Below are 24,897 nucleotides of genomic sequence, written 5' to 3'. Positions count from 1 at the left end.
ACTCTCCGGAAATTAGTCGCGGTGGTTAGTTGAAAACCCGACCGTCTTGAAAGGAAACAGGATTGGTCTTGATGGTCCTGGCGGGACTGCCCACCACAACCGCGTAGTCTGGAACGTCTCTGGTCACCACGGCACCCGCACCGATGGTGACCCAGCGGCCGATGCGCAAACGCGGCAGGATCGTGGCGTTGGTGCCGATGAAGGTGCCGTCGCCGATCTCGACACAACCGGCAATGCAGACACCCGGCGCCATGAACACCGAATGGCCGATCTGCCCCTCATGCCCGACCACGCTGCCGGCGCTGATGCTGGTGTTGTCACCCAGGCAGACTTGCGCCTGCATGATCACGCCCTCTTGCAGATAGGTGCCGACGCCCATCGTGATCATCGTCAGATCGATGCCCGGGTGGATGAAGTTGCCCAGGGTGCCACCGGCCTCGACGATCTCACAGGTGGTCCGGTAACGCAGCGCCGTGCTGCCGGTGATCAAATTGACAAAGCGTGTGTCGGGGCCTTTCAGCTCGGTCACCTTGTCGGTGCCACCCACCACCGGCACGCCATGAAACAGCGTGCCTTGCTTGGCCGGATCGTTATCGAGAAAGGCGAACTGCACGTCCGGCTGACTGCGTTTCAGGGTGAGGATCATCCGTACCGCTTCAGGATTGGCCGCCCCCAGCAGGTAAACCTTCATAGCCGGGTCCTTTTGAGTACCAGCGCGCGCAGCACCTCGATGACCCGGTGCTGATCGTCATCGGTCATGTCGTGGTAACTCGGCAGATTGATCGCGCGCTCAGGCAGCGCATGCGCCACGGGCGAGTCAGCCGTCAGTTGGCTGAACATCGGCAAGGACGACAGCGGCCAGAAGAACACCCGCGCGTCGATATCGGCGGCCTGGAAGGCTGCGATCAACATGTCCCGCGTAATCCCCAGCTCGCGGTCAAAGACCACGGTGGGCATCCAGTAACCGTTGCGCGCGTGTTCGGGCTCAGGGTTCATGGACAAGCCCGGCAACGGCGCCAGCGCCTGGGCGTAGTTGGCGAAGATCGCTCGCTTGCGTTCGATCAACTCGTCGATCCGCTCAACCTGTGCGCAACCGACGGCCGCTTGCAGGTTGCTCATCTTGTATTTGAAACCGAGGAAATCCGGCCAGAACTGTTTGCTGCTGCCCGCCACCCGGCCATGGTTGGACAGGGTCAGTACGCGGTCATACAGGGCCTTGTCCGACGTCACGAAGATGCCGCCTTCGCCGGTGGTCATGGTCTTGGTGCCATGAAAGGAAAACGCGCCGAACGCGCCCAGCGAACCGGCGGCCCGCCCACGCCACTGCGAGCCAATCGCCTCGGCGGCGTCTTCGATGACCGGCAGGCCAAACTCGCGACCGATGGCCAGCAACGCATCCATGTCGCAGAGATTGCCGTAAAGGTGCACCGCCAGAATCGCTTTGGTTCGTGGGGTGATCGCCCGCCTGACCTGCTGCGGGTCGAGGCACCAACTGTCCGCCAGCACGTCGACGAACACCGGTGTCGCCCCCAGATAGGTGATGGGCGCGGCCGAAGCGATCCAGTTGGTATCGGCAAGGATCACCTCATCGCCGGCACCGATGCCCAACGCCGCCATGCCCATGTGCAGCGCGCCGGTGCAACTGGAGGTTGCGATCGCGTACGTCGCCCCCACGTGCTCGGCAAAGGACTTTTCGAAGCGCGTCAGGTACTCGTAGCAGCGCTCTCCCCAACCATGGCGGACGGCATCGAGTACGTAGTCGGCTTCCAGCTCTCCGACGCTGGGCTTGGTGTAATGAATTCGGCTCATCGAATGATCAACTCGGGAATGGCAATGACAAAACGACCGTCCCATGCACGGATGCCGGCAAAGGCCTGGGTAATCTCATCCAGCAGGTTCCACGGCAATACCAGCACGTAGTCCGGTTTTTCGATGTCGATCTGTGCTGGCGACACGATCGGAATACGGCTACCGGGCAGGTACTTGCCTTGCTTGTGCGGGTTGGCATCGGCCACCCAGGCCAGCAGGTCCGGCTTGACGCCGGCGTAGTTGAGCAGGGTGTTGCCCTTGGCGGCGGCGCCGTAGCCGACCACGCGCTTGCCATCGGCCCTGGCCTGCAACAAAAAGCGCAGCAGGTCATGCTTGATGCGTTCGGCGGCGGGCGTCAGGGTCGCGTAGAACTCCGGCGTTTTCACCCCGGCGGCGAGTTCGGCCTGCAGCTGTTGCCGGACCGCCGGTTGCACGTCGCGAGGCTCGCCGTCCAGGCGCTGGACGAACACCCGCAGGGAACCGCCATGGGTCGGGAGTTGGCTGACGTCGAACACTTGCAGGCCATTGCGCTCGCACAAGGTCTGCACAGCGGTCAGCGACAGGTAGGAATAATGCTCGTGGTACAGCGTGTCGAATTGCTGGCCGGCCATCAGGGTCAGCAACTGCGGGAATTCGAAGGTTGCCACACCCGTCGGCTTGAGCAGGGTCGCGAAGCCGCCAAGGAAATCGTTGATGTCCGGCACATGCGCCAGCACGTTGTTGGCGGCCATCAGGTCGGCGCCCCAGCCTTCGTTTTTCAATTGCGCGGCGGTGTCACGACCGAAAAACAGTTCACGAATCTCCAGGCCTTTTTCCCGCGCCGCTTGCGCGGTGCTGCGAGTCGGTTCGACGCCCAGGCAAGGAATGCCGCGCCCGTCCACGTACTGCAACAGGTAACCATCGTTGGCGGCGACTTCCACCACACGGCTGTCACCGGTCAGGCCGAAGCGCTCGACCATCTCGGCCACATAGCGCTCGGCATGGGCCAGCCAGGTACTGGAGAACGAACTGAAATAGGCATACTCGGCATCGAACAGGCTGTCGGCGCTGGTGTAATCCTCGGTTTGCACCAGCCAGCACTGCTGGCACACGGCAACCTTCAACGGCACCCATTGTTCGGCCTGCTCCAGCTGGTCGGCACGCACGTAGGCGTTGGACGGCGGCGAGGTGCCCAGGTCGATCAGCGGCAGGGTCAGCGCAGCGGCGCAACCTCGGCAGTTCATAGACGCACTCCGGCAAAGTGTTCATCAAGCGCCGGATGACTCGCATCGCGCGCCGACAGATTATTGACAGGCAACGGCCAGGCAATCGCCAGCCGTGGATCGAGCACCGACAACCCGCCTTCGTGTTCCGGCGCGTAGTCGTTGCTGTGCAGATAAAGCAGCTCGGCGTCGGCACTCAGGGTCTGGAAGCCATGGGCGAACCCGGCCGCAATCAACAGGCTGCGGCCATCGCCGGCACGCAGGTGTTCGGCGTGCCAGTGCAGGAAGGTCTCGGAGTCGGGACGCAGATCCACCGCGACATCCCAGACCTCACCGCGCAGGCAGGTGATCAATTTGGCTTCCGGCGCTCGGGCATTCTGGTAATGCAGGCCACGCACGCTGCCGCGTTCGCGGGTGCAGGAGTGATTGATCTGGCGGATATGAAACGCCTGGCCAAACGCATTGAGGCTGCCTTCGCAAAACAACCGGGAAAAGTGCCCGCGCTCGTCCTCGAAGCGTTTGTGCTGCACGCTGAACAAACCGTTCAGCGGCAACGCCTTCAACAAAAATTCACTCACAGCGTGCCTCGGTACAGGTTCAATTGCGCCAGGCTGACGGCGCGCATGTCGTCGCCGTTCTGCCACGCCAGATGCCAATCCAGGGTCTGGGTCAGGCACTGCTGCAGCGACCAGCGCGGTTGCCAGCCGAGCAATTGACGGGCGCGGCTGCTGTCCAGGCGCAACAGGCCGGCTTCATGCATATCGCTCGGTTCGATACGTAGTCCGCGTGCTTGCGGCCAGCGGCTGGCGAGCAGTTCGACCACTTCACCGACGCTGCACATGTCCGCTTCACCGGGACCGAAATTCCACGCCCCAGCCAATTGCGGGCCTTGCTCGAACAAGCCGGCCGCCAGTTGCAGATAGCCGGCCAGCGGTTCCAGCGCGTGTTGCCATGGGCGCACCGCCTGCGGATAGCGCAAGGTCACCGGCTCATCAGCCGACCACGCCCGCAGCACGTCGGGAATCAGCCGCTCCGGGGCGAAATCGCCACCGCCGAGCACGTTGCCGGCACGCGCCGTGGCCAACGCCAAACCGTGCTCGGCGTGCTTTTGCGGCGCAAAGAACGAGGCGGCATAGGATTGCGCCAGCAATTCGCAGCACGCCTTGCTGCTGCTGTAGGGATCGTGACCGCCCAACGCTTCGTTTTCGCGGTACGGCCACAGCCATTCCTGATTGGCGTAGACCTTGTCGGTGGTCACCAGCACGCAGGCGCGCACGCCGCCCACCTGACGGATCGCCTCGAGCAGGTTGAGCGTGCCCATGACGTTGCTGGAGTACGTGCCCAACGGGTCGCGATAACCTTCACGCACCAGCGGCTGTGCCGCCAGGTGCAGGACGATTTGCGGCTGGGTCTCGGCGATCAGTTCCAGCAAAGCGCCCAGGTCACGCAAGTCGCCGCGCTGATCGTTGATGCCTTCATGCACCCGCGCCAGTTCGAACAGACTCGGCTCGGTGGACGGATCGAGGGAAAACCCGCTGACTTCGGCACCCAGGCTTTGCAGCCACAACGTCAGCCAACTGCCCTTGAAACCGGTGTGGCCGGTGACCAGCACCCGCTTGCCGCGCCAGAATTTCGGGCTCAGTCCCATTGCTTCCATGGGGCCTCCCCGCTCTGCCACAATGCTTCGAGGTGATTCTTGTCGCGCAGGGTGTCCATCGGTTGCCAGAAACCGTCGTGCTGGAACGCCATGAGCTCGCCGCGCTCGGCCAGGCCGTCCAGCGGGCCGGACTCCCAAGAGGTGTCGTCGCCGTCGATCAACGGCAGCACTTTGGGCGACAGGACAAAGAACCCGCCGTTGATCCAGCCACCGTCGCCGCGAGGTTTTTCAGTGAAGCCCAGGACCTTGTCGCCATCGCGATTAAGCGCGCCGTAGCGGCCTGGCGGCTGTACCGCGGTGACGGTCGCCAACTTTCCGTGCTTGAGATGGAAATCCACCAATGCACCGATATTGAGGTCCGATACACCGTCGCCATAAGTAAAACAGAAGGCCTGTTCGTCTTCGAGGTAGCGTCGGGCGCGGCGCAAACGGCCGCCGGTCATGGTCTCTTCGCCGGTGTCGATCAGCGTGACGCGCCATGGCTCGCTGTAGTTCTGGTGAACATCCATGCGGTTGTTACACATGTCGAACGTGACGTCGGAGGTGTGCAGGAAGTAGTTGGCGAAGAAGTCCTTGATCGCATAGCCCTTGTAGCCAAGGCAGATCACGAAATCGTGGATTCCGTGAGCGGAGTACTGCTTCATGATGTGCCAGAGAATTGGCTTGCCGCCGACCTCGATCATCGGCTTGGGCTTGAGGTGCGACTCTTCGCTGATCCGCGTACCCAGGCCACCCGCCAAAATAACTGCCTTCATCCCCTTTCCCTCTTGTTCGTCACAGGGCTCAGCCAAGCTGTATCAAGCTTTTGCGGGCCATCTGGGTTAAACCTGCCGCCGTTCAGAGCGCATCCGGACTCACCGCAAGTGCTCGTTTTATGGCGATATAAGGGGGACTTGCAGGAAACGCGCCAGCTCTTTCAATCCGCTACCGGGCAATGCCTGGCGGGCATCTTCAACGCTGATTGCAAAGTCTGGCGGCAAAAAAAAGGCAGGCGACTCAAGGTCGCCTGCCTGTTCCGGATGGATGCGCGAACGGTCAGTCCGCCAGCCAGCCATTTTCCCAGTAGCGCAAATTGTCGCCGCGCAGCACGTAGTCACGCAGCACGATCTCGCGCAACTCATCGCCCATGCGATAGCTCGCGTCGGGATCGGCCAGGTGCATGCGGATCGCCTGCAGCCATTCATCCGTGGAGTTGGTCTTGATCCGGGTGCACGGCAGGTAGCCGCGATAGGCCTCGGTGTCGGTGCAGATCACCGGGTAACCGCAAGCACCATACTCCAGTAGCCGCAGGTTGCTCTTGCAGTCGTTGAAGATGTGGAACTCCAACGGTGCCAACGCCAGATCCAGGTTCAGGCTGGCCAGTTTGGCCGGGTACACGTCCAGCCCGATCACCCCGTGAAACTCATGCATGTACGGGCGCAAATCGTCCGGGCACATACCGAAGAATACCCAGTCGACTTCATTGGCCAGTTCGCGGACCACATCGGCGATGACCGCCAGGTCACCGTGGTGGCTGGTGCCGCCCCCCCAGCCGACCCGAGGCTTTTTCGAGGTGCGGCGCTGACTGCGCAGATCGGTCCACAAGTGCGACGCCAACATGTTGGGCACCACGCGAATGTCCTGATGCATGTCCGACAGCGCGTTACCCAGCGGCTCGGTGGACACCACCACGCGATCGCACATGCCGATGGCGCGCCGGACCAGCGCCTCCATTTCATCCTTGCCCGGCATATTGCGGATATGCGCATTGCGGTGCGGGACGTTGATCACGAAGTCATCGAGCTCATAGATGCGTCGCGCGCTGGAGTATTTTTGCAGGCTCGGGATTTCGTTGATCGGACCTTCGGAATAGCGCCCCTGCAAGATGATCACGTCAGGCGAATGGCGCTCAACTTCAATGATGGTCGGCAGGTTGTAATGAATGCGTCCGTGCGCCCTGCCGGCGGCCTCAAGCTCGATCAACGGTTGCGTGACCCGGTAATGGCCGATGGCGGACGCGTTGACCGGCAACGCGAGAATCTTCGGCAACTGAGCCTTGGAAAACGGGCTCCAACCAGATCGCAAGCCGGGCTCGAGACTGAAGCTTGCCCCGCCCAATCCCTGCAATGTCAGGTTGGTGTTGTAGGCCGGATCACGGGCCACGATCGGCAGCCAGCGCTTATAGAAAACCTCCTGCTCCTGCTCGCCCCGGGCCTGGTCACCTTCTTGCGCAGCCACCGCCGGTTGCGCGCCCAACGCCAGTTGAGCGTGAGGCGTCCAGACCACCAGGTAACCTTCCTGGCCGACGCGCAAACACAGGTCGACCTCGTTGAGGGACTGCGCCAGGCCCTGCTCATCCAGGCCACCGACCGCGTCAAAGACCGCCTTGCGCACCATCAGGCAATCGCCGCCGACAGCACTGTAATTATGAGCGACCTGCAAGCGGTACATGTACCCCGCTGCGTGCAACATCTCACCATGGAACGGCACCCCGGCCGGCCCTTGCAACCCGAGAATCAGGCCGGCGTGCAGCACGCGGCCATCGGGGTTGAACAGCTTGGCCCCCACCACGCCGACTTCCGGACGTTGCGCATGATTGAGCAGTTCACCCAGCCATTGCGCCTGGGTGATCACCGTGTAGGGATTGAGCATCAGCACGTACTCGCCAGCGGCCTGCTTCACGGCGAAGTTGCGCACCGCCGCCGCATTGCCCTGCAACTCGCAACGCAGCACCCGGATCCGGTCGCTGCCCAGCTGCGACATGCCGGCGAACCAGTCAAGCGCCTCGGCGCTCTCGCTGCCGTTGTCCACCAACAGCAACTCGTATTCGCCGTAGGCGGTTTTCTCCAGCAGGCTCTCGACACAGCGTTGCAATGCCAGGGTCTGGTCCTTGCTGACGATCACGATCGACACCAGCGGCCGATCCGCATGGAGATAGTCGACCCGATTGAGCAGCGCCGAACTGCCCTGGCGAATGTCGTGGGCGACACCCAGGCGCTGCAAGTGCGCCTCAAGCAACCGTGGATTGGTGTCCACCACTTGCGGCAGCGACAGCCATTTGGCCAGGTCGAACGCCGACTCCAGCAACACCTCCGAAATGTGCCCGACCACGTGCGTGCCAGCACTCTCGACCATTCGCCACAACACATCGTGTGGCGCCAATTCGCCGTACACCGAATCGAAACCGCCCAGCGCCAGGAATTGCTCGCGCTCGAATGCCAGCGCACGCCCCACGTAGGGATAGCTGCGCATCAGGTCCAGGTTGAAGTCTGGCTTGAATGCAGGCTCGGCCGACTCCCCCTGATGCAGCCCACCTTCGTCGCTGTACAGGCAGGTCAGCGTGCGCGACAGCGCAATGCGTTCAGCCATGACCAGCAAGGCCGGCGTCACCAGGCGATCACCGGCACGCAACAGATAGAACCAGCCAGTGCCTTCCAGTTGCGGTAACAGCGCGTTGATCTGCTGCTGCCAGTCGTCCTGCAACGGCATGCGGAACACACGCTCGTCCAGCACGGCTTCCGTGCAAGACGCCGAAAGCACCAGCGTCAGCTCAGGGGCGTATTCCTGATCCACCAGCGATTGCAGGGTGAGTTCCAGCGCCGAACGGCTGCCTTGCTCATCGATGATGATCGGAACGATTCTGGGTCGGGTTGGCCACCCCTCCAGCGTATCCGCCAGCAGCTCGCGCTGACCCTCGGTGAGAGCGCGGCACGCCAGCCACTGGGCATACAGTTGCGCGAAACTGACACTGGCGATGCCGACATGCCAGTCCTGGGTGGTCTGCTTGGTGCCCAGGGTCCGGCTCAGTGGCAACTCCTCCCAAACCCGTGGCGATTCATCCGCCCGAGTCAGTGGCAGATAGCGCACCCAGCCCTGCGCCGGCGCTGATTCGCCGCTACGGGCCTTGAGCATCTGCGACAGCCACTGCCGTTCGGTTTCGGCTGCGTCCTTCATCGACTGCTGGCTGCTCAAACGCTCGGGGTACAGGCGCTCGATGCCGAGCACGTGATTGGACACCGCCAGGTTGCCGCGCCGCATCAGGCAGACGTACAAGGCGAAATCGAGGGTCGCGACAAAGCAATGGCCGGGCTGAGTCAGTGCTGGAAACAGTTCGAGCACATCAGCCCGACGGAACATGGCGTTGCTGAAACCACCGAGGATGTTGACCGGGAAGTTTTCGAAGATCGCCAGCAGGTCCTCGCCCTTGAATATCCCGCCCACCGGGGAAAGCGGAGTGTTTTCCAGGCGCGGCGGCAGTGGCATGTCGTCGGCATCCCAGAGCAGGCGCTGGGCCACGACCAGATTGACGTCAGCGCAGTCGATGAGCACCTGGGCCTGACGCTCGATGCAAGCCGAAAACAACTGGTCGTCATCACAAAGAAACTTGATGTACTCGCCCTGCGCCTGCTCCAGGCAAGCCTGCAGGTTACCCACCAGCCCCAGGGTCCGCGGGTTACGCATATAGCGCACGGTCGCCCCTTCCTCGACCAGCGAAGCCACGATGTCTTCGATCTCACGGCCGCGACTGTCATCGCAAACGATGATCTCCAGATTGCCGTAGCTCTGGCTCACAGCCGTGTGCAAGGCACGACCGAAAAAGCGCGGATTGAAGGCGGGAATGACCAGGCTGACAAGCGGGAGTGAATTCACGGCAGGCTCACAGGCGGCGCGAGCCCGCCCTGAAAAGCGAGCCCTTTGTTACCGCAAAAAAAGACGATAAATACTGAAGGGGCAAGGCCATCGGGCGCCTGCGCGCCCGACCACCGTCAGATCTTGTTGAACAGGCCCAGCTGGGAAATCTTGCTGAACGCCAGCTGCGCCGCCTGCAACATGGTCTGCTGCAAGGTCAGGCGAGTCATGACTTCGGCCGGATCCGAATCGCGAATAGACTTCTGACTGGCGCTGTTCGCCAGGGTCAGGCTCTCGTTGGTCGCGGTCTGGTTATCCAGTGCCTGACCGCGGGCACCGATCGTGGTGATGGCCGAGCCGATCTGGTTGGCCGCACTGTCGATGTTGCCCATCCCCGACTCCATGGCGCCGAGAAACTTCTGCTTGGCCACCGCGTCGCCGTCGATTGGCGTGTTCAGCGCAGTCATCATCTGGCCCAGGGTGTCGAGCACGTTCTGGGTCTGATGGTTGTTGTTCTGGATCACGAACTGGTCACCAGACGCCGGGGCACCACCGCCCAAGGCAAAGGTCACGCCCGCGGCGGTAGCGTTGCCGCTGGATACGGTGCCCGACGACACCGGCTTGCTGTCGGCGGTGATCGGGGCCGCATACAGGTCGAAAGCGGTCGCGCTGGTGAACTTGAGGATCGCCCCGCCCGACGGGAAGGCGTTGGTGTAAGCCGCCGGGTCGGTCACGCTGGAACCGGTGATGACCGCGGTCGACGGGTTACCGGCGCTGCGCGAGGTGTTGAAGCTATCCGACGTGGAAGACAGGTTGAAACTGTGGCCGGCGATCACCGCATCCGGGTTGGTATCACCGGTTTTGAGGTTGATGTTCAGCTTCAGGTCGACGCCACGGAAACTGACCGTCTGGTTGGCACCATTGGAGTTGCTGATCAGACCGTTCTGGCTGGCTTCGGCGGTCACGTCGTTGCCCAGCGAGTCGGTGATCTTCAGCTGGGTGCTGCTGAGGAAACTGACGGTATAGGGTTGGCCGCCGGTGAACTTCGCGTTGTAGGTAGAGCTGGTGCCGACCGTGCCGTTGGACAGCACCACGCGGCCGGCATCCACCGCTGGAGCGGTCATGGTGGTCTGGGTGCGACTGGTGTTGATGGTCTGCTGGAACGCATCCCAGCCTGTGGTGTTGGTCCCGACCGTCATGCCATCGCCAATGCCGAGGTCCACGGTGGTCTGGTCACCGTTGTAGCTGTAGGTGCCGTCGGCGTTCTGCGAGTAAGGCGCGGTGTCGGTTTTCGAACCGGAGAACAGGTAGTTGCCGCTTGCATCCTTGGAATTCATCAGGCCCAGCACCTGTTGCTGGATCTGGCCCAACTCCGACGCGTAGGCCTTGCGGTCCGCGTCGGTGGCAATGCCATTGCTGGCGGCGAGAGCCAGTTCCTTGGCACGCTGTAAAGCGGTACCGATGGAGTCGAGCGTCGTTTCCTGCAGGCTCAACGCACTCTTGGTGGTGTTGATGTTGGTGCCGTACTGATCAAGCATCGCACTCTGCTGACCCAGTTGCAGCAAACGACCGGCACCGATCGGATCATCGGCGGCAGTGTTGACGCGGATCTGGCTGCTGACTTCGTTGCTGGTCGCGATGGCCTTGTTGAAGTTGCGCTGGTAGTTGGCAGCGGTGATTTCGTAATACTGGGCGGTGGAAATGCGCATGAATTACGACTCCTTAAAGGCTGTTGATCAGTGTGGTGAAAATTTCCTGCGCCGCCTTGATGATCTGCGAAGACGCGGTGTAGTACTGCTGGTACTTGACCAGGTTGCCGGTTTCTTCATCCAGGTCGACCCCGGAGTTCGAATCCCGCGCACCCTTGGCGTTGGCCAGGATCGCCGTGGTGGCCTCGCTGTCTGACTTGCCCTGGGCAGCCTTGGCGCCGACGTTGGTCACCAGCTTGTTGTAGGCATCGGTCAGGCTGATGCCCTTGCTCGCCGTGCCGGTGTCGACGGTCTGTTTGGTTTGCAGTCCGACCAGTGCCTGAGCGTTGCGGTTGTCCGAAGACGCCGCGCCCGTCAGGTTGATGGTGAAGCTTTCGCCGCTGGCTGGCGTGGCGCCCACCGTGGTCTGCACGGTGAACGTCTTCTGCACGGCCGGCGTGACGCTGGTGTCCATGACCGGAGCACCGCTGGCATCGACCATGCCCACTTTCAGGTTCAGGGTGTTGCTCTGGCCCGGAACGATGGTGCCGGTGCCGATCGAATTACCCTTGGAATCGACCATGTTGTAGGTCTGGCTACCGCCGCTGGCCGCCCCGAACACCAGTTTGACCGGCGTCGAGCTCTTGAGCGCGGTCTGCATTTCTGCCTGGGCCGCCGGGTTGTAGATATCGAGGGTGCTGGTCAGTGTCGGCTGAGTGTAGGTGCCGGTGTTGTTGGCACTGGTCACGCCGGTCAAGGGGGCTGCCGCGGCGATTTTTTTCGGGTCGGTGAGCACGGCCTGGATACCGGCCGCCGCGCCACGGGTCGGCGTCACCTTGAACGAGTCGCCGGCGCTCAGCGCACCGCCGTTGAGGTTCAGGCTGAAGCCATCGATCACCGGAGCCGGTGTGGTCGTGGTGCTGAACGATCCCATGTCGGTGCCGTCCGAGCGCTTGACGGTGTAGTTGGTCGCACTGGTGAACGTCACCTGATAGTCGCTGGCGGTCAGCCTGCCGGTGTCCTTGATGGTGACATCCAGGTTGCCGGAGCCGGCACTGTTGCCAGCCGCCGCAATGCTGCGCTGACTGATCAGGGCGGCACTGTTGATGTTGTTGAAGATCGCCGCGCCGAAATCACCGTTCTTGTCGATGCCTTGCGCCTGCTGGCTGTTGATCTGGTCGGCCACCACCAGCGCCACGCGCCCCAGCTCATTGAGCGAAGGGTCGAGCACTTCCTTGCGGTAAGTCAGCAGACCACCGATTTCGCCACCGCTGACCACCGCGGTCACGTCGATGGTGCTGGAGCCACGATTCAGCTGCAGCGCCATGCGCGATGGATCGCCCTGGCTCGGCACGGTTTGCAGTGTATTGGTGGTATTACCCACTACCAGGGGCTGGCCGCTGCCGATGTAGATGTCGTAGCTGCTGCCACGTTCGACCACCTGGGTACCGACCAGCTCGGAGAGTTGACGCACGGCTTCGTTGCGCGAGTCCAGCAGGTCGTTTGGCTGATTGGTGCCGGTGGAGAGTTCGGAAATCTTCTGGTTGAGCGTGGCAATAGTGGTAGACAGCTTGTTCACCTGATCCGCCATGTCGCCCAGGCTGCCGTTCAGGTTGGTGTTCTGGTCGTTCAACTGCTTGGCAATCGAATTGAAGCGCGCCGACAAGGCCTGGGCACCGGTCAGCACCGACTGGCGGGACGTGTCGTCGGTGGCCGAGGTCGAAACGCCTTGCATCGACGTGAAGAATTTTTGCAGCACACCGGTCAGCCCGGTGTTGGAATCGGAAAGCGTGGCGTCCAGCGGCGTGGCCTGAGCGTTGTACGACGTAGCTTCGCTGTCGAGCGAGGTGGCGGTACGCAGCTGCGAATCGAGATACGAGTTATACACGCGACGCACATCGGCCAGCGTCGTGCCGGTGCCGATGAACACATTGCCGTACTGAATCGAGCCCTTGGTGCTCTGCACAGACTGCTGGCGCGAGTACCCGGCGGTGTCGACGTTGGCAATGTTGTTGCCAGTCGTCACCAACGAGTTATGGCCAGCACTCAGCCCCGACATCCCGATATTGAGCAAACTCATGATTCAGACCTTATACCTTGTGCCTATAAAGGCGTAGTGGAAACGCCCGCCGCAGCGTAGTTCTGGTAACTCGTCATCTGCCTGGCTATCTGCGAAATCTTGCTCGCGTAGTTCGGATCGGTTGCGTAACCGGCTCTCTGCAACTCGCGTACAAACTGTTCTGGGTTATCGGCCGACTTCACGACATCTTGATAGCGATTGTTGGTCTGCAACAAAGTTACAAGGTCGTGGAAACTGTCCTTGTAGGAGTCGTAGGAGCGGAACTCGGCCGTCTCCTTGACCATCTGCCCGTTCCTGAATTCGCTGGTGATCGCCCGCGCCGAATTGCCCTGCCAACTATTGCCGGCCTTGATGCCGAACAGGTTGTGGCTGCTGCTGCCGTCCTGGGCACGCATTATCGACTTGCCCCAGCCGGTTTCCAGGGCCGCCTGAGCCACCAGGTAACGTGGATCGACCCCAATCCGTGCGGCGGCCTCCTTGGCCATCGGCAACATGGTGTTGACGAACTGGTCGGCGGAACTGAAGGCTTTCTTCGCCGGCGCCAGCGGAATCTGCGCCATGGCGCGACCGTAGATCTGCATGCCTCCAGAGGAGGATTGTTGCGCGGTCGCCAGCCAGTCGCCGTTGTGCAGCGGCCCCGTGCCGGTGTTCGTCGTGCGCTCTGGCAAGGCTGTCCGGTTGAGCATCGTGGTGGCAGCGGTCGTCGCCGAAGGCACCAGCCCGGCCAACAGCCGGTCAGCCAGTTTCGGTGGCAGTGCCAGGCGTCGCTGATTGATCAGCGCCATGTCATTGCGATGAGCACCCTCGCCCGCCTCTTGTGGCGTATGGATTGAACGCGAAGCCCACAACGGACGCTGGCCATTGACCCGCGACAACGGGCCATTGATTGCCACCGTGCCGGCCGCCACCGGTGTCTGCACGGCGGCCTTGGCAGCCTCTTGCTTGGCCAGCGATGCAGCGGCCGCCTCGCCCGGCGCCAACGGCTTGTTCTTCGACATCTGGCGCATCAGCACGTCCGCCAAACCAATACCACCGCCCTCGCGGGACATGGAAACGGCCAGCTGCTGATCGTACATTTCCTGGTACTGCTTGGCCGCCGGCGTGTTCATCGGGTTGTCCTGCCCCAGCGCTTCGGTTGCCGAGCGCATGGACTTGAGCATCTCACCGAGGAACAGCGATTCGAACTCCTGCGCCACCTTGCGCATATTGCCGTCGCTGTTCTTGTCGCCGACCTTGAGCTGATTCAGGCGATTGAGGTCCGAATAGGAGCCCGAATCGCTGCTGCTGACCAGACCGCTCTTGCGCATATCCACGATGGCCGTCCTCAGATCACGATCAGATCGGCTTGCAGGGCGCCGGCCTGCTTCAGCGCTTCGAGGATCGCCATCAAGTCACCCGGTGCCGCGCCAACCTGGTTCACCGCCCGCACGATTTCGTCGAGGGTGGTGCCGGGGCCAAACTTGAACATCGGCTTGGCTTCCTGCTGGGCGTTGACCTTCGAACGGGGTACCACCGCCGTCGTGCCATTGGACAGAGGGCCGGGCTGGCTGACGATCGGGTCTTCGGTAATGGTCACGGTCAGGCTGCCGTGGGTCACGGCGGCCGGGGAAACCTTGACGTTCTGGCCGATCACGATGGTGCCGGTACGGGAGTTGATGATGACTTTGGCCACCGCCTGGCCCGGATCGACTTCGAGATTTTCCAGGATCGACAGGTAATCGACGCGCTGGCTCGGATCGAGCGGCGCGGTCACGCGAATCGAACCGCCGTCGATGGCCTGGGCCACGCCGGGGCCGAGCATGTTGTTGATCTTGTCGACGATGCGCTTGGCGGTGGTGAAGTCAGAACGGTTGAGGTTCAGCGTCAGGCTGTTGCCCTGGTTGAAACCGCTCGGCACCGAACGCTCCACCGACGCACCACCGGGGATGCGACCGGCCGACGGAACGTTGACGGTGATCTTCGAGCCGTCTCGCCCTTCCGCATCGAAACCGCCGACCACCAGGTTGCCCTGGGCTACCGCATAGACGTTACCGTCGATACCCTTGAGTGGCGTCAACAGCAAGGTGCCGCCACGCAGGCTCTTGGAGTTACCGATGGATGAAACAGTGATATCGACCTGCTGACCCGGCTTGGCGAACGCGGGCAAATCGGCACTGATCGACACCGCCGCGACGTTCTTCAACTGCACGTTGCCCGAACCCGGCGGCACCTTGATGCCGAACTGCGAGAGCATGTTGTTGAAGGTCTGCAGGGTGAACGGGGTCTGCGTCGTCTGGTCGCCGGTGCCGTTTAGCCCGACCACCAGGCCGTAGCCGATCAATTGGTTGGAACGCACGCCGGAAATGCTGGCGATGTCCTTCAGGCGCTCGGCTTGAACGTTGAACGCTGCGGACATCAGGAACGCAGCCATCATGAGACTTCTGAAATTCAACGTAGCCACCTAGAAAGGGAACAGCGGGCTGAGGAAGAAACGGTCGAACCAGCCTGGCTGACTCGCATCGGCAAACGAACCGGTGCCCGAGTAGGTGATGCGCGCATCGGCGACACGGGTCGACGGCACGGTATTGTCGGTGGCGATGTCATCGGCGCGAACCAGGCCGGCAATCCGCACCAGCTCGTCGCCGGTATTGAGGGTCATCCACTTTTCGCCGCGTACCGCGATGATGCCGTTGGGCAACACATCGGCGACGGTGACCGTGATCGAACCGGTCAGGGTGTTGCCCTGAGCCGCCTTGCTGTCACCCTTGGTCGCGCGGTCACCTTCGTAGCTGGCACTCAGGCTCAGGTCGCCATCGCCGAACGGGTTGTTGGTGGTGGCGCTGCTGCCGAACAGCGAACTCAGGCCGATGTTGGCCTTACTGTTCTTACCAATTTGCGAGTTGGCGTTTTTGCTGGCCTGGGTCCTTTCGTTCAGGGTGATGGTGATGATGTCACCGATCCGGAACGCCTTGCGGTCGGTGTACAGGTTCTGTTCGAAACCGGCCTGATAGATCGAGCCATTGTTCGCGGCCGCCGGCAACGGCGTGCGCGGCAACACCGGAGCGTAGTAAGGGTCATTGGGCTTGGGTGTCGCAGGTACGCAACCTGCGAGCGCGGTGATCCCACTCAGTGCCAGAACAAATACATAGCGATTCATGACCCTACCTCACGGTGTTGCAGGCGGCCCAATGGCCGCCACATAGACTTGATTACAGATTCTGCGTTACGAACGAGAGCATCTGGTCGGCGGTGGAGATCACCTTGGAGTTCATCTCGTAGGCGCGCTGGGTGGTGATCATGTTGACCATCTCCTCAACGGTGCTGACGTTGGACGTTTCCAGGGTGTTCTGCAGCGTGGAGCCGAAACCGTTCAGGCCCGGAGTGCCGACTTGCGGCGCACCGCTGGCGGCGGTTTCCAGGAACAGGTTGTTGCCCACGGCCTGCAGGCCGGCCGGGTTGATGAAGTCGGCGGTTTGCAGGTTGCCGATCACCTGGGCTGCCGGGTTGCCGGCAACGGTGATGGACACGGTGCCGTCGCGGCCGACCGTGAAGGTCTGCGCTTCGTTCGGAATGACAATGGCCGGCTCCAGAGCAAAGCCGCTGGCATTGACGATCTGGCCGTTGGAGTCCAGGTGGAACGTACCGTCACGGGTATAGGACGTGGTGCCGTCCGGTTGCAGGATCTGGAAGAAACCGCGACCGTCGATGGCCATGTCCAGCGGCTGCTCGGTGGTTTGCAGGCTACCGGCGGTGAAGTTTTTCTGGGTGCCGACGATGCGCACACCGGTACCCAGTTGCAGGCCCGACGGCAGTTCGCTGTCCTGGGTCGACTGGGCGCCAGGCTGGCGCTTGATCTGGTAGAGCAGATCCTGGAACTCGGCGCGGTCACGTTTGAAACCCGTGGTCGACACGTTGGCCAGGTTGTTGGAAATGGTCGTCAGGTTGGTGTCCTGGGCGGACAGACCTGTCTTGGCAACCCATAGAGCCGGAAGCATTCGATTCTCCTCGTGCGCCTGTTTTACGGCGCGACGTTCTGGTAATTAGCTGATCTGCAAGACCCGAGCCATGGCCTGGTCATCGTCTTTGGCGGTGTTCATCATCTTGATGTGCAGCTCGAACTGCTTGGCCAAGGCCAGTACCGAGGTCATCTCTTCCACGGCATTGACGTTGCTCGACTCGAGGAAACCGGACACCAGCTTGACGTTGGCATCGGCCTGCGCCGGTTGGCCGTCCTTGGTATGGATCGAACCATCCAGACCCTTGGTCATGTTCTTGAGGTCCGGGTTGACCAGCTTGATGCGGTCGACTTCCGCCATCACCCGGGGACCTTCGCCCAACGCACGGATGCTGATGGTGCCATCCTCGCCGACTTCGATCTGCTGCTCCGGCGGTACGGCAATCGGCCCGCCATTGCCTATGACCGGCATGCCGTTGCCGGCGCGCAACACGCCCAGGGCGTCAACGTTCAGGCTGCCGGTGCGCACGTAGCTTTCAGTGCCATCGGGCGTCTGCACGGCAATCCAGCCGTTGCCTTGCACGGCAACGTCGAGGTCGCGACCGGTTTCCACCAGTGAACCAGGGGAGAAATCCGTGCCCGGGCGTTCGGACATGGCAAACGCACGCGCCGGAAAGCTGTCACCGAACACCGGCATCGAACGGGCTTGCTCCAGGTCTTTCTGGAAACCGTTGGTGGAGATGTTCGCGAGGTTGTTGGCATGAGCCTTTTGCGCCAGTGCATTCTGGCTGGCGCCGGTCATTGCCACATAAAGGTACTTGTCCACACTCTTTCCTCTGCCTGCCGGACGTTTGCCGCCCACTGCTGTACTGCTGAGCCATAAGCAATTTGCAGACCAACTTGTTTTTGGCAGCGCGAGGCCCGGCAAACAGGGGACTTTGAGGAATCAGAAGGGAATGGTGATTTGTATCAGAGACGAAAAACCGGCGGTGTCATGCCGCTTCGCGGCAACGGATCAAAAGATCGCAGCCTTCGGCAGCTCCTACAGGGTTCGACGTAGGAGCTGCCGAAGGCTGCGATCTTTTGATCTTAAATGCTGTTGTCCTTACCCACCTCATACTCACGCAACTTGTTGGCAATGGTGGTATGCGAAACCCCCAGCCGCTTGCCCAGTTGCCGACTGCTCGGATGCTCGGAATACAGCCGCTCCAGCACCGCCTTCTCGAAACGTCCAACGATCTCGTCCAGCCCTCCTTCCAGCGAAAAGTCGCCAAGGGGCTGACGCACGCCATAGTCCGGCAAACGAATGTGCTCGGCCTTGACCGTGCCGCCGTCGCACAGGGAAACCGCCTGGAACAGCACGTTCTCCAGTTGCCGTACGTTACCCGGCCAATGGTAATGACTGAGCCGCTCCATGGCCGCCGGGGCCAGTTTCGGCAGCGGGCAACCAATCTGCCGGCTGGCCTGGTCGAGGAAGTGCTCCACCAGCGGCGTCAAACCGTCGAGGCATTCGCGCAACGGCGGGATGTGCAGCGACAACACATTCAAGCGGTGATAGAGGTCCTGGCGGAACTCGCCGCGAGCGCACAATTCGGACAGGTCGACCTGGGTCGCGCAGATCACTCGCACGTCGAGGTAGACCTCTTCATCACTGCCTACACGGCGGAAGCAGCCGTCCTGCAGGAAGCGCAGCAATTTCACCTGCAAGCGCGGGCTCATCTCCCCGACGCCATCGAGAAACAGCGTACCGCCCGCCGTCAGTTCCAGCAGCCCGAGCTTGCCTTCGGCCCGCGCCCCTTCGAATGCACCGGGGCCGTAACCGAACAATTCCGTCTCGGCCATGGACTCCGGCAGACCGGCGCAGTTGAGCGCCATCAACGGCGATTGCCCACGAGGACTGGCCAGATGGCAGGCCCGCGCCAGCAATTCCTTGCCGGTGCCAGTCTCCCCTTCTATTAACAGCGGCGCATCCAGCGGCGCCATGCGCCGGGCTTCGCGCACCACGGCGGCCATGACTTTCGAGCTTTGGAAGATGCTGTCGAAACCACGCAGCTCCTGCTTGCGCACGTTGTAGATGCGCTCGCCCACCCGGTCGGCGCGGTGCAGCGTCAGCACCGCGCCAGCCATGGCCTCGCTGTCGTCATGCTCCGATTGCAGCGGCGCGATGTCGGCCAGGAACACATCGCCCTTGACCTTGACCCGCAACCCGTTGATCCGCGACTTGTTGGCACGCACCAGTTCCGGCAAATCGAAATCCTCGGCGTAGCGCGACAGGGGAATCCCCGGCACTTCGTCGACCCGCACCCCGAGCAACTGCGCCGCTGCCCGGTTGGCCGCGACGATGGAACCGCCCATGTCGATCGACAACACAGGGAATTCCAGCGCACCAAGCAGTGCATTGAGCTCCATGTGCCGACGCTCGCTGGGCATCAGTCCTACACGCTTGACGCCAAACACCCCGGCAATCGCTTCAAATTTCGGACGCAAGGCCTGGAACTGAATGTTGATCAGGTTCGGGCAATGCAGGTAGATGGCGTTGCCATGCTCACCGCCCACCTCACCGCGGGCCACGTTGATCCCGTACTCCACCAACAGGTTGAGAATGTCGCGCAGGATGCCGATGCGGTTCTGGCAGTGGACTTTGATACGCATATAAAGACCCGAAAAGCGATGAATAAGGTTGGTATCAACGCAAACCCTGTGGGAATGGCGGTGCGACGATTCGACTTGCTCGCGAAGGCGGCCTGCCTGATACATCAATGTTGGACGTGCCAGCGCTTTCGCGAGCAAGCCCGCTCCCACAGGGGTATTGCGGTGCGCGCTCGATCGCATTTTTCTTTCGAGTCGCTCAGATAGTCGTCAAGATTATGTGACAGGCAAAGCGTTTTTCAAACCGGGAAATCTCAATAGCTGCGCGATCGCGACCAATTCGTAACGAAAACTTTACGAAATTTACGGTTTTTTCCTACGCGTGTCGCTGCTCACCTGCTGCAACAATGCAATCCTTGGGGTATTTCTAGGTCCATAGCAGTACATAACAAGAACGAAATCCCCTAGCAGGAGAGCAGCATGAAGCAGACGCAATACGTGGCTCGCGAGCCCGATGCGCAAGGTTTTATCGACTACCCCGCCGAAGAACACGCGGTGTGGAACACGCTGATCACCCGTCAACTGAAAGTGATCGAAGGGCGTGCGTGCCAGGAGTACCTGGACGGTATCGAAAAACTCGGACTGCCCCACGACCGCATTCCTCAACTCGGCGAAATCAACAAGGTCCTCGGTGAAACCACCGGCTGGCAGGTTGCCCGGGTTCCCGCACTGATTCCCTTCCAGACCTTTTTCGAATTGCTGGCCAGCAAGCAGTTTCCAGTGGCGACCTTTATTCGCACCCGCGAAGAACTGGACTACCTGCAAGAGCCGGACATTTTCCACGAGATCTTCGGTCACTGCCCGCTGCTGACCAACCCGTGGTTCGCTGAATTCACCCACACCTACGGCAAGCTCGGCCTCGAGGCGACCAAGGAAGAACGCGTGTACCTGGCGCGCCTGTACTGGATGACCATCGAGTTCGGTCTGGTCGACACCCCGCAAGGCCAGCGCATCTACGGCGGCGGCATTCTGTCTTCTCCGAAAGAGACCGTGTATTGCCTGTCGGACGAGCCTGAGCATCAGGCGTTCGATCCGCTGGAATGCATGCGCACGCCCTACCGCATCGACATCCTGCAGCCAGTGTACTTCGCATTGCCAAATCTCAAGCGTCTGTTCGACCTCGCTCATGAAGACATCATGGGCATGGTCAAGCAAGCGATGCAGATGGGTCTGCACGCACCGAAATTTCCGCCAAAACCAAAAGCCGCGTGATCCGCCGCTTTTAAAATCAAGTGAGCCTGTCAGAAACCATCGCTTTGGATTAGCGTGGTAGCACTGAGGGCCGATTTTCCAACATTCGATTTCAGGAACACATCATGACCGCATTAACTCAAGCCCATTGCGAAGCCTGCCGCGCCGACGCCCCACAAGTCAGCGACGAAGAATTGCCGATCCTGATCAAGCAGATCCCGGACTGGAACATCGAAGTACGCGACAGCATCATGCAGCTGGAAAAGGTCTTCCTGTTCAAGAACTTCAAGCACGCCCTGGCGTTCACCAACGCCGTCGGTGAAATCTCCGAGGCCGAAGGCCACCACCCAGGCCTGCTGACCGAGTGGGGCAAAGTGACCGTGACCTGGTGGAGCCACTCGATCAAGGGCCTGCACCGCAACGACTTCATCATGGCCGCGCGCACTGACGAAGTGGCGAAGAATGCCGAGGGGCGCAAGTAATGCATTTCGACGCCATCGGTCGAGTGCCTGGCGACCCGATCCTGGGCCTGATGGAGGCCTATGCGCAGGACCCGAATCCGCGCAAGTTCGATCTGGGCGTGGGGGTCTACAAGGACGCCCAGGGCCTGACGCCGATTCTCCAGTCGGTGAAGCTGGCCGAGCAGCGCCTGGTGGATCGCCAGTCCACCAAGACCTACATCGGTGGTCACGGCGAACCGGCGTTCGGCAAAGCGATCAATGAGCTGGTGCTGGGTGCCGACTCGAAACTGATCAGCGCACAACGCGCCGGCGCCACCCAGACGCCGGGCGGCACCGGGGCTTTGCGCCTGAGCGCGGACTTCATCGCCCAATGCCTGCCGGGGCGCGGCGTATGGTTGAGCAACCCGACCTGGCCGATCCACGAAACGATTTTCGCGGCAGCCAAGGTCAAGGTCAGCCACTACCCGTACGTGGGCAGTGACAACCGTCTCGATGTCGACGGCATGCTGGCGGCGCTCAATGAAGCGCCCAAGGGTGACGTGGTGTTGCTGCACGCCTGCTGCCACAATCCGACCGGTTTCGACCTGTCCCGGGATGACTGGCAGCGGGTGCTGGAGGTCGTACGCAAGCGCGAACTGCTGCCACTGATCGACTTCGCGTATCAAGGATTCGGCGACGGGCTGGAACAGGATGCCTGGTCGACCCGGTTGTTCGCCGCCGAGTTGCCGGAACTGTTGATCACCAGTTCGTGCTCGAAGAACTTCGGCCTGTACCGCGACCGTACCGGCGCGCTGATTGTCTGCGCGAAAACCGCCGACAAGCTCACCGACATCCGCAGCCAGCTGGCCAACATCGCCCGCAACCTGTGGTCGACGCCGCCGGATCACGGCGCTGCCGTGGTCGCGACCATCCTCGGTGACACAGAGTTGAAAAACCTCTGGGCTGACGAAGTGGAAGCCATGCGCCTGCGTATCGCCCAACTGCGCAGCGGTCTGGTGGAAGCACTGGAGCCTCACGGTTTGCGCGAGCGTTTTGCGCACATTGGCATGCAACACGGGATGTTCTCCTACACCGGCCTGTCGCCTGAGCAAGTGAAGAACCTGCGGGATCATCACAGCGTGTACATGGTCAGTTCGGGCCGGGCCAACGTGGCGGGGATTGATGCCACGCGCCTGGATCTGCTGGCCGAGGCGATTGCCAGCGTCTGCAAGTAACCATCAGACACTGCAAGCCCCCTGTGGGAGCGAGCTTGCTCGCGATAGCGGTCTATCAGTCAACATCACCGTTGAATGACACTCCGCTATCGCGAGCAAGCTCGCTCCCACATTTGTTTTGTGTCGCTCCTCCAGTCATGTCTAGACAATCCCATCCGTCGAAACAAATGGATATAAAAGTCCGTTTGTCATTTTCAGTGCTGTATCCTGCCCAAGCTTTTTAAAAAGCGCGGATCTACCAGATCTATCAACAGACTTAGCGAGGAGCGCAACCATGCACGAGATTCCTAATCTCCCCTTCCCAAGCCTGCACGAACCTGAGCAGACGACCACGCAGCAAGCCGGAGCCCAACAGCCCGAGCCGAAAGAAGCCACTGACAGCCGCCAGGCTGACAGAGAAGACTGAAACACCCGCCGCACAGACCGTGTGGAAAGCGCTACCATGCGCTTTCCACACTGCCTGAAATGAGCCTGACCATGACCGATGAATTCAGTGAAGCGCAGGCCAGCGTCCTGATCGGCACCGCCGAGAAAATGATCGAGATCTGGAACCGCCTCTCCCCCGAGAAACAAGCCACCTTGCTCGCCCGCTTCGGCACCCAGGAAAATGCGCTGGCCGCCCTGGTCACCACGCAATTGGTCGCTCCCGCCAAACCTGAATGACGCCGCCCGGCAAATAGTTTTACTTTTTCACGACCTGTGACCGTCCACACCGCTATCATAAGCAGCCTATCTATCCTGCTTTACCGTGGACCTTTACCCATGCCCGAAAACCAGCGCCCCCTGGCGGTCACGCTGCAAGTTGTCTCCATCGTCCTTTTCACCTTCATCGGCTACCTGAACATCGGCATCCCCCTGGCCGTATTGCCCGGTTACGTCCACAGCGACCTGGGCTTCGGCGCGGTGATCGCGGGGCTGGTGATCAGCGTGCAATACCTGGCCACCCTGCTCAGCCGCCCCTATGCCGGGAAGATCATCGACAACAAGGGCAGCAAGCTGGCTGTGATGTATGGCCTGGCCGGTTGCGGCTTGAGCGGGGTGTTCATGTTGCTCTCGGCCTGGACCCAGAGCCTGCCGACCTTGAGCCTGATCTGCCTGTTGATCGGCCGCCTGGTACTCGGCAGTGCCGAAAGCCTGGTGGGCTCGGGCTCGATTGGCTGGGGCATCGGCCGGGTCGGCGCGGCGAACACGGCCAAGGTCATCTCCTGGAACGGTATCGCCAGCTATGGAGCACTGGCTGTCGGCGCGCCCCTGGGCGTATTGCTCGTCCATCAACTGGGTTTGTGGAGCATGGGGGTGAGCATTGTTTTGCTGGCCGTGCTCGGTCTGCTGCTGGCCTGGCCGAAAACAGCCGCGCCGATCGTTGCCGGTGAGCGCCTGCCGTTCATGCACGTACTCGGGCGGGTTTTCCCCCACGGCTGCGGCCTGGCCCTGGGCTCCATCGGTTTTGGCACAATCGCCACCTTCATCACCCTGTATTACGCCACTCAACACTGGGACAACGCGGTGCTGTGCCTGAGCCTGTTCGGCGCCAGCTTCATCGGCGCGCGCCTGCTGTTCGGCAACCTGATCAACCGCCTCGGCGGCTTTCGCGTGGCCATTGCCTGCCTGTCAGTGGAAACCCTGGGATTGCTGTTGCTGTGGTTGGCACCGGATGCCCATTGGGCTCTGGCGGGCGCGGCGCTAAGCGGCTTCGGCTTTTCCCTGGTATTTCCGGCACTGGGCGTGGAGGCGGTCAACCTTGTCCCCGCATCCAGCCGAGGCGCAGCCGTCGGCGCCTATTCGCTGTTCATCGACTTGTCGCTGGGGATCACCGGACCGCTCGCCGGTGCGATTGCGGCAGGATTTGGTTTTGCATCGATCTTCCTGTTCGCCGCGCTCGCTGCACTCAGCGGTTTGCTGCTGAGCCTTTACCTGTACCGACAGGCACCGAAGCAACGCGAAGCGCGGGACGCCCGCTAGAAATCGACCTTGCCACGTCCGGCCTTGATGTTGCCACGCTTGGACTTTGACTCGAGTCGGCGGGTCTTCGAGCCGAGGGTCGGCTTGGTCGGGCGACGCTTTTTCTCGACCTTGGTGGCACTCTGGATCAACTCGGTCAGCCGCAACAGCGCATCGGCGCGGTTCTGCTCCTGCGTCCGGTACTGCTGGGCCTTGATGATCAACACACCGTCGCTGGTGATGCGGCTGTCGCGCAGCGCCAGCAGCCGTTCCTTGTAGAACTCGGGCAAGGACGACGCAGGTATGTCGAAGCGCAGGTGCACGGCACTTGAGACCTTGTTGACATTCTGCCCACCGGCGCCCTGGGCGCGAATGGCCGTCAACTCGATCTCGGCATCCGGCAGCTGCACGTTGTTGGAAATCACCAGCATGGAAAAGCGTCCGTATTCAGAACGTGCAGGAT

General features: G+C 61.5%; 22 protein-coding genes. 6 read left to right on the top strand and 16 right to left on the bottom strand.

The genetic code is table 11. From position 1 onward, the window contains the following. Positions 1 to 25: 25 nt before the first annotated feature. The 15 genes from ASD95_RS10665 to ASD95_RS10595 all read right to left on the bottom strand — a co-directional run bounded on the left by ASD95_RS10665 (position 26) and on the right by ASD95_RS10595 (position 19,630). On the bottom strand, positions 26 to 691 hold the full coding sequence (locus ASD95_RS10665; RefSeq protein WP_056721536.1) for an acetyltransferase: 666 nt from the start codon (positions 689 to 691) through the stop codon (positions 26 to 28). After that, positions 688 to 1,809, bottom strand: coding sequence for a DegT/DnrJ/EryC1/StrS family aminotransferase (locus ASD95_RS10660; RefSeq protein WP_056721533.1), 1,122 nt, complete (start codon positions 1,807 to 1,809; stop codon positions 688 to 690). The genes ASD95_RS10665 and ASD95_RS10660 overlap by 4 nt, the downstream gene beginning before the upstream one ends. Continuing rightward, positions 1,806 to 3,032, bottom strand: coding sequence for a class I SAM-dependent methyltransferase (locus ASD95_RS10655; RefSeq protein ID WP_056721531.1), 1,227 nt, complete (start codon positions 3,030 to 3,032; stop codon positions 1,806 to 1,808). Before ASD95_RS10655 ends, ASD95_RS10660 begins: the two co-directional genes overlap by 4 nt. Beyond that, the gene (locus ASD95_RS10650) at positions 3,029 to 3,589 is read right to left on the bottom strand and encodes a dTDP-4-dehydrorhamnose 3,5-epimerase family protein (RefSeq protein ID WP_056721528.1); all 561 of its coding nucleotides are present in this window, start codon (positions 3,587 to 3,589) and stop codon (positions 3,029 to 3,031) included. Before ASD95_RS10650 ends, ASD95_RS10655 begins: the two co-directional genes overlap by 4 nt. Continuing rightward, positions 3,586 to 4,668: a CDP-glucose 4,6-dehydratase gene (gene rfbG / locus ASD95_RS10645; protein ID WP_056721526.1), complete on the bottom strand. Its 1,083-nt coding sequence runs from the start codon at positions 4,666 to 4,668 to the stop codon at positions 3,586 to 3,588. The genes ASD95_RS10650 and rfbG overlap by 4 nt, the downstream gene beginning before the upstream one ends. Next, positions 4,650 to 5,423 carry a glucose-1-phosphate cytidylyltransferase gene (gene rfbF / locus ASD95_RS10640; protein ID WP_056721524.1) on the bottom strand — a complete coding sequence of 258 codons (774 nt, stop codon included), beginning with the start codon at positions 5,421 to 5,423 and terminating at the stop codon, positions 4,650 to 4,652. Before rfbF ends, rfbG begins: the two co-directional genes overlap by 19 nt. Before the next feature lie 280 nt (positions 5,424 to 5,703). Continuing rightward, positions 5,704 to 9,297 (bottom strand): glycosyltransferase, encoded by a 3,594-nt coding sequence (locus ASD95_RS10635; RefSeq protein ID WP_056721522.1) that lies wholly within the window; start codon positions 9,295 to 9,297, stop codon positions 5,704 to 5,706. A gap of 116 nt (positions 9,298 to 9,413) precedes the next feature. Beyond that, a complete protein-coding gene (locus ASD95_RS10630) occupies positions 9,414 to 10,985 on the bottom strand; it encodes a flagellar hook-associated protein 3 (RefSeq protein ID WP_056721521.1) in 1,572 nt (523 codons plus the stop codon). 13 nt (positions 10,986 to 10,998) lie between these two features. After that, entirely contained in the window at positions 10,999 to 13,044 is a 2,046-nt protein-coding gene (gene flgK / locus ASD95_RS10625) for a flagellar hook-associated protein FlgK (RefSeq protein ID WP_056721519.1), read from the bottom strand. Between the two features lie 23 nt (positions 13,045 to 13,067). Next, positions 13,068 to 14,357: a flagellar assembly peptidoglycan hydrolase FlgJ gene (gene flgJ / locus ASD95_RS10620; protein ID WP_056721518.1), complete on the bottom strand. Its 1,290-nt coding sequence runs from the start codon at positions 14,355 to 14,357 to the stop codon at positions 13,068 to 13,070. 11 nt (positions 14,358 to 14,368) lie between these two features. Continuing rightward, a complete protein-coding gene (locus tag ASD95_RS10615) occupies positions 14,369 to 15,457 on the bottom strand; it encodes a flagellar basal body P-ring protein FlgI (RefSeq protein WP_056721516.1) in 1,089 nt (362 codons plus the stop codon). Between the two features lie 27 nt (positions 15,458 to 15,484). Beyond that, positions 15,485 to 16,180, bottom strand: coding sequence for a flagellar basal body L-ring protein FlgH (gene flgH, locus ASD95_RS10610; protein WP_056721514.1), 696 nt, complete (start codon positions 16,178 to 16,180; stop codon positions 15,485 to 15,487). 52 nt (positions 16,181 to 16,232) lie between these two features. Beyond that, a complete protein-coding gene (gene flgG / locus ASD95_RS10605) occupies positions 16,233 to 17,018 on the bottom strand; it encodes a flagellar basal-body rod protein FlgG (RefSeq protein WP_056721513.1) in 786 nt (261 codons plus the stop codon). A gap of 45 nt (positions 17,019 to 17,063) precedes the next feature. Next, positions 17,064 to 17,804: a flagellar basal body rod protein FlgF gene (locus ASD95_RS10600; protein ID WP_056721511.1), complete on the bottom strand. Its 741-nt coding sequence runs from the start codon at positions 17,802 to 17,804 to the stop codon at positions 17,064 to 17,066. 263 nt (positions 17,805 to 18,067) lie between these two features. Beyond that, the gene (locus ASD95_RS10595) at positions 18,068 to 19,630 is read right to left on the bottom strand and encodes a sigma-54-dependent transcriptional regulator (RefSeq protein ID WP_056721509.1); all 1,563 of its coding nucleotides are present in this window, start codon (positions 19,628 to 19,630) and stop codon (positions 18,068 to 18,070) included. A gap of 417 nt (positions 19,631 to 20,047) precedes the next feature. Here ASD95_RS10595 and phhA point away from each other — a divergent pair, with 417 nt between their 5' ends. The 6 genes from phhA (at position 20,048) to ASD95_RS10570 (ending at position 24,455) form a co-directional block, all read left to right on the top strand. Beyond that, on the top strand, positions 20,048 to 20,839 hold the full coding sequence (gene phhA / locus ASD95_RS10590; protein WP_056721507.1) for a phenylalanine 4-monooxygenase: 792 nt from the start codon (positions 20,048 to 20,050) through the stop codon (positions 20,837 to 20,839). 104 nt (positions 20,840 to 20,943) lie between these two features. Next, positions 20,944 to 21,300: a 4a-hydroxytetrahydrobiopterin dehydratase gene (locus tag ASD95_RS10585; protein ID WP_056721506.1), complete on the top strand. Its 357-nt coding sequence runs from the start codon at positions 20,944 to 20,946 to the stop codon at positions 21,298 to 21,300. Then, positions 21,300 to 22,493, top strand: a complete 1,194-nt coding sequence (locus ASD95_RS10580; protein ID WP_056721504.1) for an amino acid aminotransferase — start codon at positions 21,300 to 21,302, stop codon at positions 22,491 to 22,493. Before ASD95_RS10585 ends, ASD95_RS10580 begins: the two co-directional genes overlap by 1 nt. Positions 22,494 to 22,767: 274 nt before the next feature. After that, a complete protein-coding gene (locus ASD95_RS30095; protein WP_256220589.1) occupies positions 22,768 to 22,899 on the top strand; it encodes a hypothetical protein in 132 nt (43 codons plus the stop codon). Between the two features lie 71 nt (positions 22,900 to 22,970). Next, complete coding sequence (locus ASD95_RS10575; protein WP_046037768.1) at positions 22,971 to 23,156, top strand: hypothetical protein; 186 nt, start codon at positions 22,971 to 22,973, stop codon at positions 23,154 to 23,156. A 99-nt stretch (positions 23,157 to 23,255) separates the two neighbouring features. Beyond that, positions 23,256 to 24,455 (top strand): MFS transporter, encoded by a 1,200-nt coding sequence (locus tag ASD95_RS10570; protein WP_056721502.1) that lies wholly within the window; start codon positions 23,256 to 23,258, stop codon positions 24,453 to 24,455. On the opposite strand, the gene arfB is transcribed toward ASD95_RS10570, so the two are convergent. Next, a complete protein-coding gene (arfB, locus tag ASD95_RS10565; RefSeq protein WP_056721500.1) occupies positions 24,452 to 24,865 on the bottom strand; it encodes an alternative ribosome rescue aminoacyl-tRNA hydrolase ArfB in 414 nt (137 codons plus the stop codon). The two genes, ASD95_RS10570 and arfB, sit on opposite strands and share 4 nt — an antisense overlap. Positions 24,866 to 24,897 lie beyond the last annotated feature (32 nt).

The sequence above is a fragment of the Pseudomonas sp. Root71 genome (genome assembly GCF_001429045.1).
GTDB classification, from domain to species: Bacteria; Pseudomonadota; Gammaproteobacteria; order Pseudomonadales; family Pseudomonadaceae; genus Aquipseudomonas; species Aquipseudomonas monachiensis.
The sequence above is the reverse complement of the archived record's forward strand: the minus strand, read 5'-3'. Positions and strand labels throughout refer to the sequence as shown.

Excerpts from the sequence above, each read along its gene's own strand:
- ASD95_RS10665 (WP_056721536.1), bottom strand. The coding sequence starts at position 691 with ATGAAGGTTTACCTGCTGGGGGCGGCCAATCCTGAAGCGGTACGGATG.
- ASD95_RS10660 (WP_056721533.1), bottom strand. The coding sequence starts at position 1,809 with ATGAGCCGAATTCATTACACCAAGCCCAGCGTCGGAGAGCTGGAAGCC.
- ASD95_RS10655 (WP_056721531.1), bottom strand. The coding sequence starts at position 3,032 with ATGAACTGCCGAGGTTGCGCCGCTGCGCTGACCCTGCCGCTGATCGAC.
- rfbG (WP_056721526.1), bottom strand. The coding sequence starts at position 4,668 with ATGGAAGCAATGGGACTGAGCCCGAAATTCTGGCGCGGCAAGCGGGTG.
- rfbF (WP_056721524.1), bottom strand. The coding sequence starts at position 5,423 with ATGAAGGCAGTTATTTTGGCGGGTGGCCTGGGTACGCGGATCAGCGAA.
- ASD95_RS10630 (WP_056721521.1), bottom strand. The coding sequence starts at position 10,985 with ATGCGCATTTCCACCGCCCAGTATTACGAAATCACCGCTGCCAACTAC.
- flgK (WP_056721519.1), bottom strand. The coding sequence starts at position 13,044 with ATGAGTTTGCTCAATATCGGGATGTCGGGGCTGAGTGCTGGCCATAAC.
- ASD95_RS10615 (WP_056721516.1), bottom strand. The coding sequence starts at position 15,457 with ATGATGGCTGCGTTCCTGATGTCCGCAGCGTTCAACGTTCAAGCCGAG.
- flgH (WP_056721514.1), bottom strand. The coding sequence starts at position 16,180 with ATGAATCGCTATGTATTTGTTCTGGCACTGAGTGGGATCACCGCGCTC.
- flgG (WP_056721513.1), bottom strand. The coding sequence starts at position 17,018 with ATGCTTCCGGCTCTATGGGTTGCCAAGACAGGTCTGTCCGCCCAGGAC.
- ASD95_RS10595 (WP_056721509.1), bottom strand. The coding sequence starts at position 19,630 with ATGCGTATCAAAGTCCACTGCCAGAACCGCATCGGCATCCTGCGCGAC.
- phhA (WP_056721507.1), top strand. The coding sequence starts at position 20,048 with ATGAAGCAGACGCAATACGTGGCTCGCGAGCCCGATGCGCAAGGTTTT.
- ASD95_RS10585 (WP_056721506.1), top strand. The coding sequence starts at position 20,944 with ATGACCGCATTAACTCAAGCCCATTGCGAAGCCTGCCGCGCCGACGCC.
- ASD95_RS10580 (WP_056721504.1), top strand. The coding sequence starts at position 21,300 with ATGCATTTCGACGCCATCGGTCGAGTGCCTGGCGACCCGATCCTGGGC.
- ASD95_RS30095 (WP_256220589.1), top strand. The coding sequence starts at position 22,768 with ATGCACGAGATTCCTAATCTCCCCTTCCCAAGCCTGCACGAACCTGAG.
- ASD95_RS10575 (WP_046037768.1), top strand. The coding sequence starts at position 22,971 with ATGACCGATGAATTCAGTGAAGCGCAGGCCAGCGTCCTGATCGGCACC.
- ASD95_RS10570 (WP_056721502.1), top strand. The coding sequence starts at position 23,256 with ATGCCCGAAAACCAGCGCCCCCTGGCGGTCACGCTGCAAGTTGTCTCC.
- arfB (WP_056721500.1), bottom strand. The coding sequence starts at position 24,865 with ATGCTGGTGATTTCCAACAACGTGCAGCTGCCGGATGCCGAGATCGAG.